Annotated in this window: 17 protein-coding genes; 8 read left to right on the plus strand and 9 right to left on the minus strand. The window is 47.4% G+C overall.

Features of this window, described 5'->3' with window-relative positions; translation table 11 throughout:
* Nucleotides 1–3357, minus strand: a complete 3357-nt coding sequence (locus FN124_RS23575) for a SusC/RagA family TonB-linked outer membrane protein (RefSeq protein ID WP_221887883.1) — start codon at nt 3355–3357, stop codon at nt 1–3.
* A gap of 290 nt (nt 3358–3647) precedes the next feature.
* Between FN124_RS23575 and FN124_RS23580 the strand changes: the two genes are divergently transcribed.
* Complete coding sequence (locus FN124_RS23580; RefSeq protein ID WP_142687223.1) at nt 3648–6056, plus strand: ABC transporter permease; 2409 nt, start codon at nt 3648–3650, stop codon at nt 6054–6056.
* 76 nt (nt 6057–6132) lie between these two features.
* On the opposite strand, the gene FN124_RS23585 is transcribed toward FN124_RS23580, so the two are convergent.
* The 3 genes from FN124_RS23585 to FN124_RS23595 are packed head-to-tail and all read right to left on the minus strand — an operon-like array spanning nt 6133 to nt 8141.
* A complete protein-coding gene (locus FN124_RS23585) occupies nt 6133–6435 on the minus strand; it encodes a hypothetical protein (RefSeq protein WP_142687224.1) in 303 nt (100 codons plus the stop codon).
* Between the two features lie 28 nt (nt 6436–6463).
* Nucleotides 6464–7363, minus strand: a complete 900-nt coding sequence (locus FN124_RS23590; RefSeq protein WP_142687225.1) for a DUF6929 family protein — start codon at nt 7361–7363, stop codon at nt 6464–6466.
* 7 nt (nt 7364–7370) lie between these two features.
* On the minus strand, nt 7371–8141 hold the full coding sequence (locus FN124_RS23595) for a GDSL-type esterase/lipase family protein (RefSeq protein ID WP_221887884.1): 771 nt from the start codon (nt 8139–8141) through the stop codon (nt 7371–7373).
* Between the two features lie 151 nt (nt 8142–8292).
* On the opposite strand from FN124_RS23595, the gene FN124_RS23600 reads away from it, so the two are divergent.
* Nucleotides 8293–8622 carry an ArsR/SmtB family transcription factor gene (locus FN124_RS23600; RefSeq protein ID WP_142687227.1) on the plus strand — a complete coding sequence of 110 codons (330 nt, stop codon included), beginning with the start codon at nt 8293–8295 and terminating at the stop codon, nt 8620–8622.
* A 34-nt stretch (nt 8623–8656) separates the two neighbouring features.
* Nucleotides 8657–9100: an SRPBCC family protein gene (locus FN124_RS23605; RefSeq protein WP_142687228.1), complete on the plus strand. Its 444-nt coding sequence runs from the start codon at nt 8657–8659 to the stop codon at nt 9098–9100.
* A 40-nt stretch (nt 9101–9140) separates the two neighbouring features.
* Here FN124_RS23605 and FN124_RS23610 read toward each other — a convergent pair whose 3' ends face one another.
* Nucleotides 9141–9806, minus strand: a complete 666-nt coding sequence (locus FN124_RS23610) for a YiiX family permuted papain-like enzyme (RefSeq protein WP_142687229.1) — start codon at nt 9804–9806, stop codon at nt 9141–9143.
* Nucleotides 9807–9858: 52 nt separating this feature from the next.
* Between FN124_RS23610 and FN124_RS23615 the strand changes: the two genes are divergently transcribed.
* From FN124_RS23615 to FN124_RS23620, 3 genes are read left to right on the plus strand one after another with little or no spacing between them, the layout of a single operon-like run.
* Nucleotides 9859–10395 (plus strand): GNAT family N-acetyltransferase, encoded by a 537-nt coding sequence (locus FN124_RS23615; RefSeq protein WP_142687230.1) that lies wholly within the window; start codon nt 9859–9861, stop codon nt 10393–10395.
* A gap of 43 nt (nt 10396–10438) precedes the next feature.
* Complete coding sequence (locus FN124_RS31240; protein ID WP_221887885.1) at nt 10439–10621, plus strand: hypothetical protein; 183 nt, start codon at nt 10439–10441, stop codon at nt 10619–10621.
* Nucleotides 10622–10636: 15 nt separating this feature from the next.
* Entirely contained in the window at nt 10637–11443 is an 807-nt protein-coding gene (locus tag FN124_RS23620) for a phosphotransferase (protein ID WP_260607577.1), read from the plus strand.
* Between the two features lie 139 nt (nt 11444–11582).
* Here FN124_RS23620 and FN124_RS23625 read toward each other — a convergent pair whose 3' ends face one another.
* Nucleotides 11583–12479: an SMP-30/gluconolactonase/LRE family protein gene (locus FN124_RS23625; RefSeq protein ID WP_142687231.1), complete on the minus strand. Its 897-nt coding sequence runs from the start codon at nt 12477–12479 to the stop codon at nt 11583–11585.
* Nucleotides 12480–12797: 318 nt separating this feature from the next.
* On the minus strand, nt 12798–13625 hold the full coding sequence (locus FN124_RS23630) for a helix-turn-helix domain-containing protein (protein ID WP_142687232.1): 828 nt from the start codon (nt 13623–13625) through the stop codon (nt 12798–12800).
* Between the two features lie 124 nt (nt 13626–13749).
* On the opposite strand from FN124_RS23630, the gene FN124_RS23635 reads away from it, so the two are divergent.
* Both FN124_RS23635 and FN124_RS23640 read left to right on the plus strand, forming a co-directional pair.
* Complete coding sequence (locus FN124_RS23635) at nt 13750–14730, plus strand: NAD-dependent epimerase/dehydratase family protein (protein ID WP_185937342.1); 981 nt, start codon at nt 13750–13752, stop codon at nt 14728–14730.
* The gene (locus tag FN124_RS23640) at nt 14727–15494 is read left to right on the plus strand and encodes a DUF1295 domain-containing protein (RefSeq protein WP_142687234.1); all 768 of its coding nucleotides are present in this window, start codon (nt 14727–14729) and stop codon (nt 15492–15494) included. The genes FN124_RS23635 and FN124_RS23640 overlap by 4 nt, the downstream gene beginning before the upstream one ends.
* A gap of 526 nt (nt 15495–16020) precedes the next feature.
* Here the strand turns inward: FN124_RS23640 and FN124_RS23645 are convergent.
* Together FN124_RS23645 and FN124_RS23650 are read right to left on the minus strand one after the other, a co-directional pair.
* Nucleotides 16021–16680: an IPT/TIG domain-containing protein gene (locus tag FN124_RS23645; RefSeq protein ID WP_142687235.1), complete on the minus strand. Its 660-nt coding sequence runs from the start codon at nt 16678–16680 to the stop codon at nt 16021–16023.
* Nucleotides 16677–16925, minus strand: a complete 249-nt coding sequence (locus tag FN124_RS23650) for a hypothetical protein (RefSeq protein WP_142683602.1) — start codon at nt 16923–16925, stop codon at nt 16677–16679. Before FN124_RS23650 ends, FN124_RS23645 begins: the two co-directional genes overlap by 4 nt.
* Nucleotides 16926–16962: the final 37 nt, after the last annotated feature.

Consider the following 16962-nt stretch of genomic DNA (forward strand, 5'->3'; position numbering starts at 1 on the left):
TTAAAATGAAAGATTAATACCTGCGGTGAATGTTCTTGGCAACGGGTAGGTACCATAGTCCTCTCCCTGCGACAAGGGCGCATCGGGCCGGGCATTCACTTCGGGGTTATAACCGGTGTAATCGGTCCAGGTATAAATATTCTGGCCAGACAGGTACACCTGCAGGCCCTGGATCTTATTATTGAACAGTTGCGGGTTAAATGTATAACCGACAGTTAAATTACGTAAACGTACATACGAACCATCTTCCACGAAAAAGGAACTGGGTTGTGTACTGTTACCGGTAGTAACCCTGTTGGGGCGCATGGTATTGCCATCGCCGGGATCTGCAGGCGATTTCCAGTAGCCGGTTTCTTCAATCATTTGGTTGGCGTTGCCTTCGCTGTTATACAGGAAACGGCGTTGCAGGTTCATTACCTTATTGCCATTCACAGCCTGCAGCGATACGGTAAGGTCAAATCCTTTGTAGCGGAATTCATTGGTAAGCCCCCAGATGAATTTGGGAAAATAACTGCCAATCTCTGTCCTGTCGGCGGCGTCTATTTTCTTATCCCCGGTTACATCAACAAATCTGCGGTCGCCGGGCCTGGTGCTGGCATAATGAGGATAAGCGTCAATCTCCGCCTGGTTCTTAAACACACCCCCATTTACATAACCATAATAGCTGCCAATGGGCGAGCCTACTTTGGTGATGTACAACTGGGAGATGGTGCCATTGCCCCCGTCGGAAATGACAGGCGCATTATTGGCGCCGAGTTGCAGCACTTCATTTTTGTTGGAAGAAATATTAAAGCTGGTGTTCCAGGTAAAAGGACCGGTGAAATTGCGGGAGGTTAAACCGAATTCCACGCCGGAATTGCGCACCTTGCCAATATTCTTCAATGCCTTGCCAAAGCCGGAACTGAGCGGCACCGGTACTTCCAGCAGCAGGTTGGAAGTGGTGGCCCGGTAGTAGTCGGCGCTGAGATAGATCCTGTTGGCCAGCAATCCTATATCCAGCCCTGCATTGAGCTGCACTGTTTTCTCCCAGGTAAGGTCCGGGTTGGCCGGCTGTGCCAGCCCCACTCCGTTCACGGCGGTACCGCTGCCGTTGCCCAGTACATAACCGTTGGAAGCCAGCAGGTCGTACGCCGCGTAGTTGGCGATCTGGAAATTACCGGATGTGCCGTAGCTTACCCTGGCTTTCAGTTCAGAAACAGCTCTTACTTTAAAGAACGATTCATTGCTGATGAGCCAGCCGCCTGATACCGCGGGGAAATAACCCCATTTGTTATTGGCGCCGAAACGGGAGGAGCCGTCGCTGCGGATGCTGGCAGACACAAAGTATTTATCAGCGTAATTATAGTTGAGCCTTCCCAGGTAGGAAAGCAGCGACCATTGCGATTCGGCGGAAGTACCGCTGGTAATGGTGGCCGCGTTCAGCGTTTGTACGGCATCATTAGGGAAGCCGGTGCCATAGGTTTCGTTGGCCTTGGTGGTATTCTTCTGCGAAGTATACCCGGCCAGTACATCGAAGTGATGTTTATCGCTGATATTGAACTGGTAGTTCAGTGTATTTTCCCAGAGCCAGTTCACAGACAGCGCCGTTTGTGCCGATCCTTTTGGAATAGTGGGCGCTCCCTGCTGGATGGGCTTATAACTTCCCAGTGTAGAAGGACGGAAATAATTCCTGCTGAAATGATTGATATCTGTACCAAAGAAGGTTTTAAACTTCAGTCCTTTAATAATTTCATACTCTGCCCAGGCGCTGCCGAGATTGCGCACATGATCCAGTTTATCCTTGATCTGTGTGGCCAGCGCTACAGGGTTTTCACCGCCGGAGTAACCATAGGCCCAGAGGTTTTGACGGTTGGTGGCCAGTGATCCGTCCGGGTTATACACCGGGAATACGGGCGATGCCTTCAGCGCATTACTGAGTATCCCGTCAAATGTCCATGGCCCTTCACTGTTGATCAGGTCGTAATGATCAAAGGTAGGGTTAACGGTAACGCCTATCTTTAAACGGGAAGTAAGCGCTGCATTGAAGTTGGCCCTCAGCCCGTAACGTTTATAGCCGGAGCCGAGAATGATGCCCTGCTGGTCGAGGTAGTTGCCGGAAATATAGTACTGGAATTTGTCGCTGCCACCGGAGGCCGACAATGTATGATTTTGAATAGGCGCCGTTCTGAAAAGGGCGTCCTGCCAATCGGTGTTGGTAAGACCAGCATCCCCGGCCAGGTAAGGCAATATTTCCGGTGCTATCTGGAAATTGGAATTTCCCCTGGTAGCGTTATTGTCGTTAATGCTGCCGGAAGGATTGAAATCCAGGTAAGCATTGTTTTTAGCATCAAAGCTGAATTTGGACCACTGGTAGGCGTCCATCAGCTTTATTTTTTTGCTCACCTGCTGAAAGCCTGCATACATGTTATATCCAAAGGAAGGCGGACCGGTGGTTTTTCCTTTTTTAGTAGTGATCAGCACCACGCCGTTGGAAGCGCGTGAACCGTAAATAGCGGCAGATGAGGCATCTTTAAGGATGTCTATGGAAGCAATATCATCGCTGTTTAAAGTGCTGAGCGGATCAGGGGATTTCTGGAAAGATGCCTGCCCGGTGATGTTGACCATATCGGTGGCTCCCTGTAAATTCTTCAGGTCGTTCGACAATGGAATTCCATCTACCACATACAGCGGATCAATGCCTGCGGAAATAGAGTTCAGACCGCGGATACGTACACTGATACTGCCCCCCGGCGCACCGGTGTTCTGCAGCACCTGTACACCCGGCACCTTACCGGCAATGGCCTGTTCAAAACTGCTTACCGGCTGGTCTTTCAGATCGGCAGCCCGTACGGAAGCAACGGCGCCGGTGATCTCCCTGCGGCGTTGCACCCCATAACCTACTACCACTACCTGGTTGAGGGAAGAACTGGATTCTTTCAAAACAACAGCCACCGGCTGATGCTCCTGCAAAGTAATACCCTCCAGCTGCGCAGGCTCGTAACCGATAGAGGTGAACCGGAAACTGTAAGGAGCCCCCAGCACCAGGCCGGGAAAATGGAAAGTACCACCTGCGTTTGTTTGTGTAGATACCGTGGCGCCCGAGGTTTCATTTTTCGCCGTTACAGATACCCCCGGTAATCCTTCGTGCCTTTCATTTTGCACGGTACCGGTAACGCCTGTACGCTTTTCCTGCGCCTGCAGGTAAAAAGGGCTGAATAACAGGAGAAGTAACAATGCGCTCCTCCATTTTTCTTTTAAAGAGCGGATGTAAAAAGAGTCCATAGGTGCTTTTTTGGGGCCCTCTGCAGGTTGTTGCCATGCCTGCAACAGCACAGGCTGCATATGCCTGCCGGTTTCCAGGGCCGTGTGATAAAACAATTACAACTGATTGGCTGATGACGCGATAATAGATTTTCAGTTTACAGCGTTAAATGTAACAACAAGTTTCTAGTCCACCAAATCAATAGACTAACATACACGAAGATATTTTACGGTAGATAAATTTATCCTGATGAAACAGTTGCCTCCCCGGAAGCTACTGTCCGGAAATGAACACCCCGCCCGGGAAAGCGGACAACCTGTGTTAGTTTTTATTACATTACTCACTGATAACCAATAACCGGAGGATTGGCACTTTCTTCGCTCCGGGAAAGCCACAATATCATGATATGTTAGGCAACCAGTTCAAAATCGCATGGCGGAATTTCCGCAAGCACATTACACATAGCCTCTTAAACCTTACAGGGCTCACACTTGGGCTCACGGGTTGTTTTTTTATTACGCTGTACATAAACGATGAATATAGCTACGACCGCTGGATACCTGGGCACGAACAGGTATACAGGGCGGGACTGGACGTAAAAACCCAAACGAATGATATGATTTCGTTTGCCGCTACCTCCGGGTTTCTCCGGCAGGCAGTAATGGTATATCCTGAAGTACAATCGGCGGTAAGGGTATTTGAGTATGGAACAAATACCGCTGTCAGCAATGGCAGTAATAACGCCAGAACATTCAATGAGAAAGGCATCTACTTCGCCGACAGCACCTTGCTGGAGGTACTGCCCTACCCTTTGCTGGCTGGCAATGCCCGCACCGCCATGAACAACGCGGATGGCATTATGCTCACAGTGGAGAAAGCGGAAAAGTATTTCGGAAGAGAGAATAATGCAAGTAACTATCTCAATAAAATACTAACGATCAATAACAAAAATTACCGGGTAACAGGGGTATTGAAAAATGTACCTGCCAATACCTATTTCCGCCCTGATTTTATTATTTCTACGGTAAGCGTAAAGAACGAGGGATGGTTCAGGCGTAACATGGAAAACTGGCATGGCACCATGACACAAACCTTTCTGAAACTGGCGCCGGGAACAGATTGGAAAGCTTTTGAAAGAAAGATCAGTAAAATTGCCTACCAGTTTGTGGGAGATGAAATAAAGGCTAACTCCCAGGATTATACGAATTTCCTCCAGCCGCTTACTTCTATACACCTGCATTCAAATCTTCGCTATGAGCTAAGCAAAAACAGCGATATCCTATACGTAAGGATATTGTCGTTTGTAGCCTTGTTCATCCTCCTCATTGCCGGCATTAACTTCATCAACCTGGCTACCGCTACTGCCGGCAGCCGAGCCAAGGAAGTAGGCGTCAGAAAAGTGATAGGCGCCAACCGTTCCCAGCTGGTATTGCAGTTTATGATAGAAGCCCTCATGATGAGCGCTATTGCTTTTATTGCTACGGTAATGTTAATCATGGTCCTGCTGCCTGTTTTTAACAGCATTGCAGATAAAAGCTTTACCATGGCGCAACTATTCCAGCTTCGCTTTATTGCCGCGGGCCTGGGAATCAGTATGGGCATCGGGCTGCTGGCAGGCATTTACCCCGCTATCATTCTTTCAGGATTCAATCCCATGCGTATTATACAGCGTCGCGGCGCGCAGAGGAAAACACATTCGCTCCGTAATGTGCTGGTAGTAACACAATTTTGCATTTCCATCCTGCTGATCGTAGCTACCATGGTGGTATACCGGCAACTCCAGTTTATGAAAAGCTTTAACCTGGGCCTCAATCAATCGCAGGTGCTGGTGATCCCCATTAACGGGCCCGAGGCCGGCAACAGGAAGAAAGCCCTGCTGGAAAAATTCCGCGGCCAGGCCGATGTAATTTCCGTAAGCGCTTCCAGTTATGTGCCGGGCCAGGAATTTGGCAATAATCTTCTCCAGCTGAAAGGTGATCATACAAAGCAAACAGATGCCAGATTATTATCGGCCGACGACCAGTTTTTCCGCACCTACAACATACAGCTGCTGGCAGGCCGGTTGGTGAACATGACACCCGATACCAGCCGGGAAAGCGGTGATATCATGATCAATGAAGCTGCCCTTCCATTCTTTGGCTGGAAAACGCCGGAAGAAGCGCTTGGAAAGGAATTTGATTTCGGCTGGGGCACAGTATGCGGGGTTTACAAGGATTTTCATTTCACCTCCCTGCAACGCGGGGTAACGCCACTGGCTATTTTTTATAATCCCAACTGGCTGAATTATATCAGCATAAAGATGAATACCCGTAACGCTGCGGCCACTGTGGCCAGGTTGGAAAAAGTATGGCAGTCGGTAGTGCCTTCTGCTTCGTTTGATTACTTTTTCCAGGACGAGGCATTTAACCGCCAGTACCTGGCAGAGCAAAGGCTCGGCTCTCTCTTCCTCATCTTCTCCCTTTTTGCGATTGCCATTGCCTGTCTTGGTTTGTTTGGATTAGCCTCCTTCACCGCTGCGCAGCGGACCAAGGAAATCGGCATCAGGAAAGTACTGGGGGCCAGTATTACAGGTATTATAAAACTGTTGTCGAAAGATTTTGTAATGCTGGTGATAATTGCCGCCGTTATTGCGTTTCCGCTGGCGTGGTGGGCTATGAGCAACTGGTTACAAAACTTTGCCTACCGTGCGCCTATAAGCGGCTGGATATTTATCCTGGCAGGCGGAGGCGCATTGGTGATAGCGCTGATCACGGTGAGTTTCCAGGCAGTGAAAGCAGCACTGGCCAACCCGGTGAACAGCCTGCAGGCAGAATAATCTACAGAGGCGCAGCATCTGTCGGATGTTGCGCCTCCTGTTATAAAAGAAAACAGCCGTTTTACTTCCCGGCTATTTACTTCGTATAAAAAACAATATCATCTGCATCCGGTTCACTGTCTGCCAGCTGTTCTTCCCAGCCTGCAGGCAGTTTAAAGATATTATGCAATCCGCCCAGGAGCTCCAGCCAGCCGCTCATTTCGTCAGACACCTCCAACGTTTCGCCCTCCATGGTTTTGAATACCAGGAAAGTGGCTTCTCCCGGGTACGCATACACTTTATAACCTGCAATATGCGTTACGTCTTCCCAGTAGATGGTGTTATCAATATCTTCATCATATTTCACGTAAAGCGTGCGTTCGTCAAATTGTATATCCATATTTCGAATGTATTGATTTCTGGATGATTTACTCCCCGTTAAAGGTAAAACTTACTTTAAATAAACGACTGGCTCCGGCATCATTATCAGATACGAGGTGAAGCGTCAGGGTATTGCCTTGTATGCTTTCCACGCAAATGCCTTCTATCTTTTCACCTTTAAATGCAGGGTGTGCGTTTGTTAAATTGAGCATGCCATCCGGTGTAATGGTAGTTTGTGATAATTTAAGGGAGATGTTATTGATCCATCCTATATAGCTGTCGCCGATAGCGCCGTCGTCATACGCATTGGCTGTGGCCTCGGAAGAGAAAGTACACAGGAGCAGGTCTTTTTCCGGCACATAGCAAAGCTCAGACACTCCTGCAAATACAGGCGTTGGCGTTAGTAACGTTAACGGTACTACGCTAAGGGCCGGCGCCGCCTGCTCCCAGAAACCTGGCGCCGTAAGCACCAGCTGGTTCTGTGGCCAGGTATTATTTCCGCGGTTGCTTAACAGTAAGGTATTATTCACTACAGCAGCGCCTTCTATATTCAGCTCATTGATCCCGCTGGCCAGTAACTGCGCGGTAAAAGCGGGCGGGTATGGAATAAACTGTATATCGGCGCTGTCTCCGTCGGGCAGCGGCAGCAGTAGCAGCTGCCGGCGTTTTTCCGTTGCCAGCGATCCTGAGGCCATCAGGTAAGTACGGCCATGCAACCTGATAAGTACAGCTGCCTCATAATCCGCTTTCAGCGCTTTGGCAATCCTTTTTTCTGTGGCGCCGGAAATCCGGATATTTCTTACAATATGGTAATCCTTGTCCAGCACCTGGATACAGGCAGCGTCGTCGCCAATAAGATATAGCCTGTCCCCGTGAAATTCCACCGCTGAAGCCGAAGGGAAATCAGGCAGCAATAAGGTGCATATGAGTGTGATCACTGCTTTCATGAAGTGTTTATTTTAAACGGCCCACCACTTTTTTAATGGCCTGCGCCCAGAAAGTGCCCAGCTCTTCTGCTCCCTTTGCATTGGGATGTAGCTGGAAAACGCCTTCCCTCCCATTTTCCTGGATAAACAGTTCAGGATGCTTTTTAAAATAGCTGAACCCACCTGTATACCCCGTGTATACCTGTCCGGGATGTGTGCTGCGGTAACCGGCAACAATAGCATCCAGCACCGGGAAATAAGCTTGCAGGCGGGCCAGCCCTTCTGCAAGGTAACGGGAGCTGTTATACGTATTGGGGCTATACCAGGTAGGATGATGCAGGATAATAACGCAGCCGGGATAACTGCTGAGCAGCCGATCCAGGATGGCTTTTACATTTAACCGGTACTGCTCCGGCGATACCGGCGATCCGTTAGGGCCTTCAATGGCGCTGTCGTTGGTGCCAAGCACCATGGAAAACACCAGCGTGGCGTCTTTATCGGCTTTAAAGGCATCTGCAGCCTTTACCACGTTGTTGAACAATTTATTGGTGGCAGGAAGGAAATCTACTGTGGTAGAACCGCTTACGCCCTGGTTGCTGTATTGTATATCAGTGCCGGGCATAGCGCGTTTCAGCCATTCCCAGGCTTTTACAGGCGGCGCTTCCTGTAACGGGTGCTGCAGGCCGCCACCCTGTGTAATACTGTTACCGATAAATACAATATCCAGTTTCTTTGGCTGTGCTGCCGCACAAAGGCCGGCCAGCAGGAAATAAAGGGCAATGGGTAGTTTCTTCATCATCATAGAAAACTTTCAAACTTGTAAAATAACATCTTCGCCGCATAAAAGGGCATTTTTCATAAAACACTTTCCCCGGGGAAAAAATATTTTACGTAACCAAATGGTTACGTATATTTGTAACCGAAAGGTTTCATAATATAAAATAATTACCGTGAGAAGAGATGTATTTCAGGCAATAGCGGATCCTACCCGGCGACAGATCATCGGGTTACTGGCCGGCAGCTCGCTGAACCTCAACGCTATTGCAGACAATTTTGATATCAGCCGCCCGGCAGTGTCCAAACATATCCGCATCCTTACGGAATGCGGGCTGGTCACCATACGGCAGGATGGCCGCGAGCGCGTATGCAGCGCCGATCTCAGCAGGCTGAAAACGGTGGCCGACTGGACCATACAGTACCAGCAGTTCTGGACACAAAAACTGGACGCACTGGAAAACTATCTTGGTAAAACCCCAAAGCCCCGCAGGAAAAAACAGTAGTCATGCTAATCGTTCATCAATAAAAAAAATCACCATGAGTAACAAGCCACTGGTATTTGAACGCACCCTGGATACACCGGTAAGTGCTGTATGGGAAGCTATTACAGACAAAAACAAAATGAAGCACTGGTATTTTGATCTTAAAGAATTTAAACCGCAGAAAGGATTTGAGTTCAGCTTTATGGTAGAAAAGGATAACAAACAATACATTCATCTCTGCAAAATCACAGAGGTAATAACAGGCAAAAAGCTGAGCTATACCTGGAAATATCAAAACGAGCCGGGCGACTCAGAAGTAACCTGGGAGCTGTTTCCGGAAGGAGATAAAACAAAACTGAAGCTCACGCACACCGGCATTCATACCTTTGCGGAAGCAAAAGATCCTGCCTTCGATGTCAGCAACTTCAACGAAGGATGGACTTATATTCTCGGTACTTCTTTACCGGGATTCCTGGCAAAAGAAAAGGTATCCGGTTAAGTAAAAACGCATGGCAGAACTATCATCTGCCATATGTGCCTTATTCCGCCACCGTAGCAAGCAAGGGCGATTCAAACATGCTCACCGGTGAAATAATTTTCTCCGTTAACGGGATGCTGTTACCATAGATCTCCTTCATTTGCTGCTTTACTGCAGGGCTTTCCAGGTCAAAATCTTTCAGCTGCTGCAACTTCCCTATTTCAAGACCGGTAACCTCATTATAAATTTTCCATACCAGTTCAGAGCAATAGATCCGCTCATCAGACCAGCCGAAATAAAAGTCGTAGTCCCTGCCGTTGAACCGCTCCCCTGCCGTTTTCATTTTACTGATCACCTCCGGCGTTAACACCGTTCCCGCATTTTTCAGCCTTTTTATTACAAAATGCTGCTCCTTTCCCCTGTTAATCCATTGCATCAGGGGGGTATATCTTACTGGTTGTAAAGCTTCATACACATACCATTGATCATCTCTCTTAAAAATTATTCCACAATGACTATATTTGGAATGCGTAGCCAGCTGGATAGCAGTGCTCAGGTCCGATTGGGATACCTGGAATATAATATCGCCTTCCTGCACAGCAGGAACAGCTGCTATGGATTTTTTGGAAAGATGTTTGCCCGTGAAAATATAACGCCCGGCCAGCAGGGTGCCTGTTAACATAAGAAGCGTTAGTATTGTTAGCATTATTTTTCTGAGACCTGACATAAACCCGGATTTAATTTAAAGATAGATTCAATAATCAGATAAGCCATAAAAAATGAACGAGATACTTATCGTGCCGGCCATAACGGCTGAAGCGGAACTGTTGCAGCAAATAGCCCGTGAAACCTTCCAGGAAAGCTATGCAGCCGTCAATACCCCGGAAAATATGAAACAATACATGCAGGAGAATTTCAGTATTGCCAGATTATCTGCCCAGCTGAGCGACCAGGATTGTGAGTTCTATTTCGCCATGCAGAAGAATCAGCCCTTAGGTTATATGAAAATAAATTACCGGGGCGCGCAAACAGAAATGTACAACAGCCGGGCAATAGAACTGGAACGCATATACGTATTGCAATCACACCAGGGTAAAAAAATCGGGCAGCAGCTGTTCAATCATGCGGTAACCCTTGCTATGGAAGCCCGCGCACCTTTCCTGTGGCTGGGCGTATGGGAACACAACGCCAAAGCGATCGGCTTTTACAGGAAGAATGGTTTTGAGGAGTTTGCCACCCACGCATTTCAGCTGGGCAGTGAAAAGCAAACAGATCTTGTAATGCGGCTAAACCTGCCGTTGCATAAGCTGCAATAAATTTATTTCATTACTTTAGCGCCCCTTTTTAAATAGCGCGGCTATGAATCATTTCCCGGTATCCAGTTCACACCTTTCCGCGCCGCACCTGGCGCTGTTCCTGCAATCACAATATAATGAGGCAAACGGCGCCGGTTGCCACCTGGTCAAATCAGGCATCAACGATACCTACCAGGTGAATGCTTCCTCCGGGAAATACATGTTCCGTGTGTATAGCCTGCACTGACGCGCCATTTCGGAAATTTCCGAAGAGCTCAGGTTACTGTTGTTACTGAAAGAGAACAACATCCCGGTGTCATGGCCGCTGGCCGATAAACAAGGCAACTTTATACAAACCCTGAACGCGCCGGAGGGTGAACGGTATGGGGTATTGTTCACTTTTGCGGAAGGGGAAAAGCTATTGCATTATGATGAAGAACTGCACGCAAAAGCCGGTGTGATCATGGCCCGTATGCACCAGCTCACCCGCTCGATGCCCCTGAACCGGGTTACCTATACCGCCAAAAATCTACTGGAAGATCCATTGATATCTATCAAAAAGTTCCTGCCCGCAGATTCACCGGAAATGGCTTTCATGACAGCAGTACAGGCGCATCTTTTACAAATCCTGCAGGAAGCTGATCTCACTGCACTCCCGCAAGGGGTAGTACATATGGATATATGGTTCGATAACATGAACATTCGTGCCGACCAGGAAATTACACTCTTTGACTTCGATTTCTGCGGTAATGGCTGGCAATGCCTGGATGTAGCTTACTATATTCTTCAGCTGCACAGCCTTATCCGTGATATGCCTGAATACCAGGCGAAAACAAACCGCTTCCTGGAAGGCTATAACTCCGTAATGCCGCTCACGGCAGAAGAGAAAAGATTGCTGCCTGCCCTGGGAGTATGCATGTATTTCTTTTACCTGGGTGTTCAATGCGACCGCTTCTATAACTGGTCTAACTCTTTTTTAAATGAAAGTTATCTTAAAAGATTTATCAACCTGCTGGTGAAACGGTATTACGACCTCTATATCACAGAAGCATCAGCGGTAAACCCATAACAACAACGGCCGATCAACGGCAGCAGCCAGCCGACTGATGCTTTAAAACGTATCATGCATGTGAGATGCAGGACCTTGTATTTTCCATATGCCTCCACCGGGAAAAACCAGTGGAGGCATTTTTTATTCCGGTCATCTTTTACTCACCGCCTTTTACCTTCATCTGCAACGTATAAATGCCCTTACCCGCAGTGATGAAAAGAAGATCATTGTTTTTCCCGCCAAAGCAGGCATTGGCAGTCCATCCTTCGGGAACAGCGATCTGGCCTATCTTCCGGCCGTCTTTATTAATAACAGTGATGCCATTTCCACAGAGATAAAGATTACCCTGCTCATCGAGCGCAAGACCATCGGTTGTTTTTTCCGTCATAAGATAACGGTCGCCCAGGCTGCCGTTCGCATGCACATTGTAGCGGTATATTTTACCAGCGGCAATATCCGCTACATACACCAGCTTCCCGTCGCGGGTGCCGATAATACCATTAGGCTTTTTTATATCTGCTGCAGCCACTACTGCCTCTTTGGCGCCGGGCGCCAGGTAGTATACATTTTCTTCTTTCAGATCGGGTTGTTTGCGTTCCCAGTAATCGCGCTGGTAATAAGGATCAGTGAAGTACATACCACCGCCGGGCGCTATCCACACATCATTGGGGCCGTTGAACTGATGCCCCCCGAAATTATTCAGGAGCACTTTTATTTTTCCTTTGGGAGAGATAGACCACAACTCGTATTTCTCATCCGCGCACACTACCAGGTTGCCTTTACTGTCGAAATACATCCCGTTGGCCCGGCCAGCCTTATCTGAAAAAACAGACAGCTTCCCCTTTGTATCATATTTCCAGATCTTATTATTGGGCTGATCTGTAAAATAGATATTCCCTTTTTTATCGGCCGCTGGCCCCTCGGTAAAATCAAATTGTTTTGAAACCAGCTCCAAACGGGCATTTTCAGCCACTGTGGGTGGAATGGTATCCTGTGCGGTAACGCCGGTGCTTAAGGCGCCTAATAGTAACGTGGAATAAAATTTCAATTGCATATTGTTCCGTCAGTTTCTGCAATTGTAATCAATCCTGCGGAGAATTTTTTCTAAAAATATCGGAAGATGGCTGACAAGAATGATAAGGAGGAATAAAGGCAGCAGGCGGCTATATTGCGCCAGCTATATAAATAGCCAGCCTGCAGGTTAAAACATGATATAAATTTTTTGGGGTAACCAACGCTGGATGACATTTCCCCCGATTTTAGAATGGCGTTCCTAATCTGTTGGGACGTTATATGTTATGGATGAAATCACAAGGGCAAAATTATCCTGATTAACAGCCTCATCATAGTACAAAAACGACATCTTTGGTATTTATACCATTATTTTACGCAGGCGGATGGTATTCCGGAGCTCATCTTCGTGGATAAAGGAAGGGGTTATCCCGGCAAACTTCTTGAAGTCGCGGATAAAATGCATCTGATCATAGTAGCCGCTGTTATAGGCAATCTCAGTCCAGGTTTTCCGGGGGAACAGTTCTTTCAGCTGGTAAGCTTTACAAAAGCGGATGAGCCGCGCATATTGTTTGGGGGGCATTCCCAGCCGTTCGGTACATTTGCGTTCAAACTGCCGCAGGCTCAGGCAGGCCAGGGAGGCCAGTTCTTCCATGGTAATATTGCCACCGGTGCTTACCAGCGCCGCCATCGCCTTATCTACCGGCAATACCGGCTTCAGCAGCGACACTTTCTTCAGCAGGTAAAACTCAATAATACTTACCATGTGCGCCCAGTTATCTGCACCTTTCAGTCGCTCTGAAATTTCATCGATCTCATTCCCCAACAATAACCGGGTATCAAAATCCTGCTCATATATTTCAGACATAGGGATCTTCAGCAACCGGTGCAAGCCACTGGGCTGAAAGGCGATGCACAGCGCCAGGTGCCGGCGGCCCATATCCAGGGTCACGGCCTGATCCTGCGGACCAATGGTTACGCAAACTGATTTGGTAATAAAATCACCGTTACCGGGCTTTAATACTTTAATGGGATCTTCCAGGTAAAAGATAATGTATCGCTGATAGGCGGGCACAAAACGATAGATGTTTGACAATCCCTGGGTTTTGGTAAAGTCAACCTCATAAATACTAATGCAGTTCACCAGATCCTGCAACGCAGGATGCGGCTTATAAATTTCTGATTTCATGGATGTATTCCGGCTATAGGTGCTCAGTACTGCCTTCTTCCTGCCAAAGATAGGTAATAAATAAAAAAGTCAACCAATGCTACCGGGAAGCGTTATCTTTTACGGGGTAATTTTATATTTAAACATGAAAATTGCGATAACGGGCGCTTCGGGTTACATAGGCGGTGTGCTGGTTCCGCTGTTGCTGTCTGAAGGCCATAGCCTGCGTTTGCTTACCCGTAAATCGCCGCCAGAAGCCGCTCCGGAGCGCATTACTTTTGTACAGGGCCACCTGCTGAATGAAGCATCCATCAACAGGCTGGTAGCCGGCGCTGATGCCGTGATACACCTGGCAGCTGTGATTTCGGTAGATGACCGGCCCGATAAAACCCTTTTTGATACCAATACCGGCGGCACCAGGCTCCTGGTGGGGGCATCGCAACAGGCCGGCGTTAAAAGGCTTATCCACCTCAGTTCTGTTACCGCCTATAACCAGGCGCCCTACAATGAACGGATGGATGAAAACCGCGGCCCGGCAACCACCACGCGATATGGTTACGACTACTCCAAAGCGGTATCCCAGGCCATTGCATTATCCTGTAATGGCAACGGTATGGAAGTGATTGTGCTGGCGCCCACAGCGGTCATGGGGCCGTTCGACCGGCAGCCGTCGCTGATAGGTAAAGCGGTGATCAATATGTACAAAGGCAGAATACCCGCCCTCTTTCCGGGTGGTGTTGATTTTACGGATGTAAGGGATTTGGCCGGGGCCATCGTCAGCGCTTTAACCAACGGAACCCCGGGCACAGCTTATCTTTTAAGCGGAGAATGGATCTCCCTGGTAACCCTGCACCGTGAAATCCGCCGGATAAAAGGAAGCCCGCAAACCCTGCCGGTGCTGCCTTTGTGGCTTGTATTCAGTATGCTGCCATTGGTAAGGATGCTGGCGGTTATCAGCGGCGGCCCCCCTTTTTACACGCGGCAGTCGGTGTACAACCTGGTTTACAGCAATAAAAAAATTGATCATTCAAAGGCGGCTACGGAACTGGGTTTCCAGCCACGGCCTTTTACAGAAACCCTACGGGATACTATTGATTGGTTCAGACAAACAGGCACTATCAAATGATTGACTATTTACCACTACGCGGTTATGTTGTTTTTATCTGCTGCTGGATAGCCACGGGGATTGGCGCCGGTATCTATCTGTTACGCCGCGAAGCGCCTTACGGGCGGTACAGCAGCAACAACTGGGGCCCCATGATCTCCAACAAAACCGGCTGGCTGCTGATGGAAACCACGGTGCTCATCACATTCCTGGTATGGCTGCCGCTGCGCACTTTTCAATGGCGTTCCCCCTCCGGCGTTATGGCTGGCTTTTTCCTCCTGCACTATATACACCGCAGTTTCGTATACCCGTTCATGATACGTACCAAAGGGAAAAAAATGCCGGTAGTGATCATGCTGTCGGCGATGCTGTTCAATTCCGTGAATGGCTCGTTGCTGGGCATCTGGTTCGCTGCATTTGCACATTACCCGGATAGCTGGTTCTTCTCGCCGGCGTTTATAGCAGGACTATTACTTTTCGCAACAGGTATGTACATCAACCTGCAATCAGACTATCACCTGATACAACTGAGAAAAAAACATGAAACCGGTTATAAGATCCCACAAAAAGGGCTTTTCAAATATCTCTCCTCTCCCAACCTTACAGGAGAGATAATGGAATGGGGCGGTTACGCATTGCTTACCTGGAGCCTGCCGGCGCTGGCCTTCTTTATCTGGACCTGCGCCAACCTGGTGCCCCGTGCAATGGCTAACCACCGCTGGTACCAGCAACAGTTCGCGGAATACCCGGCCAGCAGAAAAGTATTACTCCCTTTCACCTGGTAACCTACGGCATATGGCAAAAAAATACAGTCAGTTCAAAGCAGCATTGGTAATGGCAAAAACAAGCCTTATTGCATTCTATGGTTCCGGGCTAAAAGCGTTGGGAATAAATAGGTCATCCAAATTTTGCTCCAATACAGGAGAAACAATGATTTTCTGTGATCCTATGTAATCTCCTGTGTTTTTATCAAAAACGGTAACCCTATATGTTGTAACAATTTGTGGTTGAGGATCTATTGTGATACGCGGTTTATTTTCTGATTTTATTACTGTGCCAGGTGTAATAGTACCATACTGATATTCATATTCCCCTGAGCCACCAGAAGCGTAAGTTATCAATTCCCTTTTCGTGCAATCCTTAATACCTAAGTTCGCCCCATTTGTAGTTACTTTAACAGACTACCCGTAAATGTATGGCACAATAAAAACATTTATTGAAATGCTAATTGTAATAATATTATATATTTTTATATAAACATTTTTCATATTTGTTTTTCTTGAATAAAAAATTTCATTTATGGAAATAGTACTATGGTAAAATTGTTACCGCCTGTTCGTTTTGAAAGCTATTCGGTATAAGCAAAGGCAGAGTACTTGATAGTCCAATAATGCCAGTTCTTGCTTTGGGAGGAATTATGACCTTAATTATTTCATTGGATATAATGAATGTCTCACAACGTAAAATTTTTTCGTTACTAAGACTATCCCATTCATTTTCCGGAGGAAAGAATCTAATTCTTTTTTCATCTCTGCCTTTGACGAATCCCTCCCCTGTGATAGTGATGGTATCTCCAATACGTACGGTAGTTGGTACAACTGAATAGATCCTGGGGGTAAGGCTTGAATAGAAATAAGCGGTGTCTACATATGGCCCCCCTTCTTTCTTAAGTACAAGCTGTGCTAGTAATTTATCCGAATCTGGAAAAACCCCAGTAGGCAATTTTAGTTGTATTCTGTTTCCCATGACGTTTCCTTGAACGGGGATACCGTTGATGGTAATAACATTTTTTTCCGGGTCAGGACTGAAATTTTTTCCGTAAACAGTAAAGGATTGTCCTTCCTTGACAAAGAGAGGACGAATGGAGTCAATGTTGAATTTATCGCTGGGTAACTGTATTGGAGGTTGTTTGTTACAGGCATTCAACATAACGCTCAACAAACAGAGGATCCGGAAATGACGTTGGTTCATTGTGGAGCAGTATTGGTCTGAATGGACAAGAGATGTTGGTTTTGTTTGCTAACAGATTTTAGTAATGCCGGATCATCCTTTACATCTGTTATTGTAATAATTTCAACAGTAGTTTTAAGCGAGTCTTTGGATTGGATGCTGGCAGTTGGCTCTTTGATTTCCTCTAACAGGTAATCCTTTTTGCAGGCATAAAGCAAGATACCTACTGAAATCAGAAGGAGGGGCAGTAGTGTTGGTTTTTTCATATATACTTTAAGGGTTTCTTAATATTGGTTGACGACA

It is taken from the genome of Chitinophaga polysaccharea (assembly GCF_902150045.1).
GTDB classification, from domain to species: Bacteria; Bacteroidota; Bacteroidia; order Chitinophagales; family Chitinophagaceae; genus Chitinophaga; species Chitinophaga polysaccharea_A.

Bases quoted from the DNA above. Each gene is read 5' to 3' on its own strand.
- FN124_RS31240 (WP_221887885.1), top strand. From the start codon at position 10,439: ATGAATCATTTCCCGGTATCCAGTTCACACCTTTCCGCGCCGCACCTG.
- FN124_RS23595 (WP_221887884.1), bottom strand. From the start codon at position 8,141: ATGATGAAGAAACTACCCATTGCCCTTTATTTCCTGCTGGCCGGCCTT.
- FN124_RS23625 (WP_142687231.1), bottom strand. From the start codon at position 12,479: ATGCAATTGAAATTTTATTCCACGTTACTATTAGGCGCCTTAAGCACC.
- FN124_RS23610 (WP_142687229.1), bottom strand. From the start codon at position 9,806: ATGTCAGGTCTCAGAAAAATAATGCTAACAATACTAACGCTTCTTATG.
- FN124_RS23630 (WP_142687232.1), bottom strand. From the start codon at position 13,625: ATGAAATCAGAAATTTATAAGCCGCATCCTGCGTTGCAGGATCTGGTG.
- FN124_RS23635 (WP_185937342.1), top strand. From the start codon at position 13,750: ATGAAAATTGCGATAACGGGCGCTTCGGGTTACATAGGCGGTGTGCTG.
- FN124_RS23615 (WP_142687230.1), top strand. From the start codon at position 9,859: ATGAACGAGATACTTATCGTGCCGGCCATAACGGCTGAAGCGGAACTG.
- FN124_RS23605 (WP_142687228.1), top strand. From the start codon at position 8,657: ATGAGTAACAAGCCACTGGTATTTGAACGCACCCTGGATACACCGGTA.
- FN124_RS23650 (WP_142683602.1), bottom strand. From the start codon at position 16,925: ATGAAAAAACCAACACTACTGCCCCTCCTTCTGATTTCAGTAGGTATC.
- FN124_RS23590 (WP_142687225.1), bottom strand. From the start codon at position 7,363: ATGAAAGCAGTGATCACACTCATATGCACCTTATTGCTGCCTGATTTC.
- FN124_RS23640 (WP_142687234.1), top strand. From the start codon at position 14,727: ATGATTGACTATTTACCACTACGCGGTTATGTTGTTTTTATCTGCTGC.
- FN124_RS23585 (WP_142687224.1), bottom strand. From the start codon at position 6,435: ATGGATATACAATTTGACGAACGCACGCTTTACGTGAAATATGATGAA.
- FN124_RS23645 (WP_142687235.1), bottom strand. From the start codon at position 16,680: ATGAACCAACGTCATTTCCGGATCCTCTGTTTGTTGAGCGTTATGTTG.
- FN124_RS23580 (WP_142687223.1), top strand. From the start codon at position 3,648: ATGTTAGGCAACCAGTTCAAAATCGCATGGCGGAATTTCCGCAAGCAC.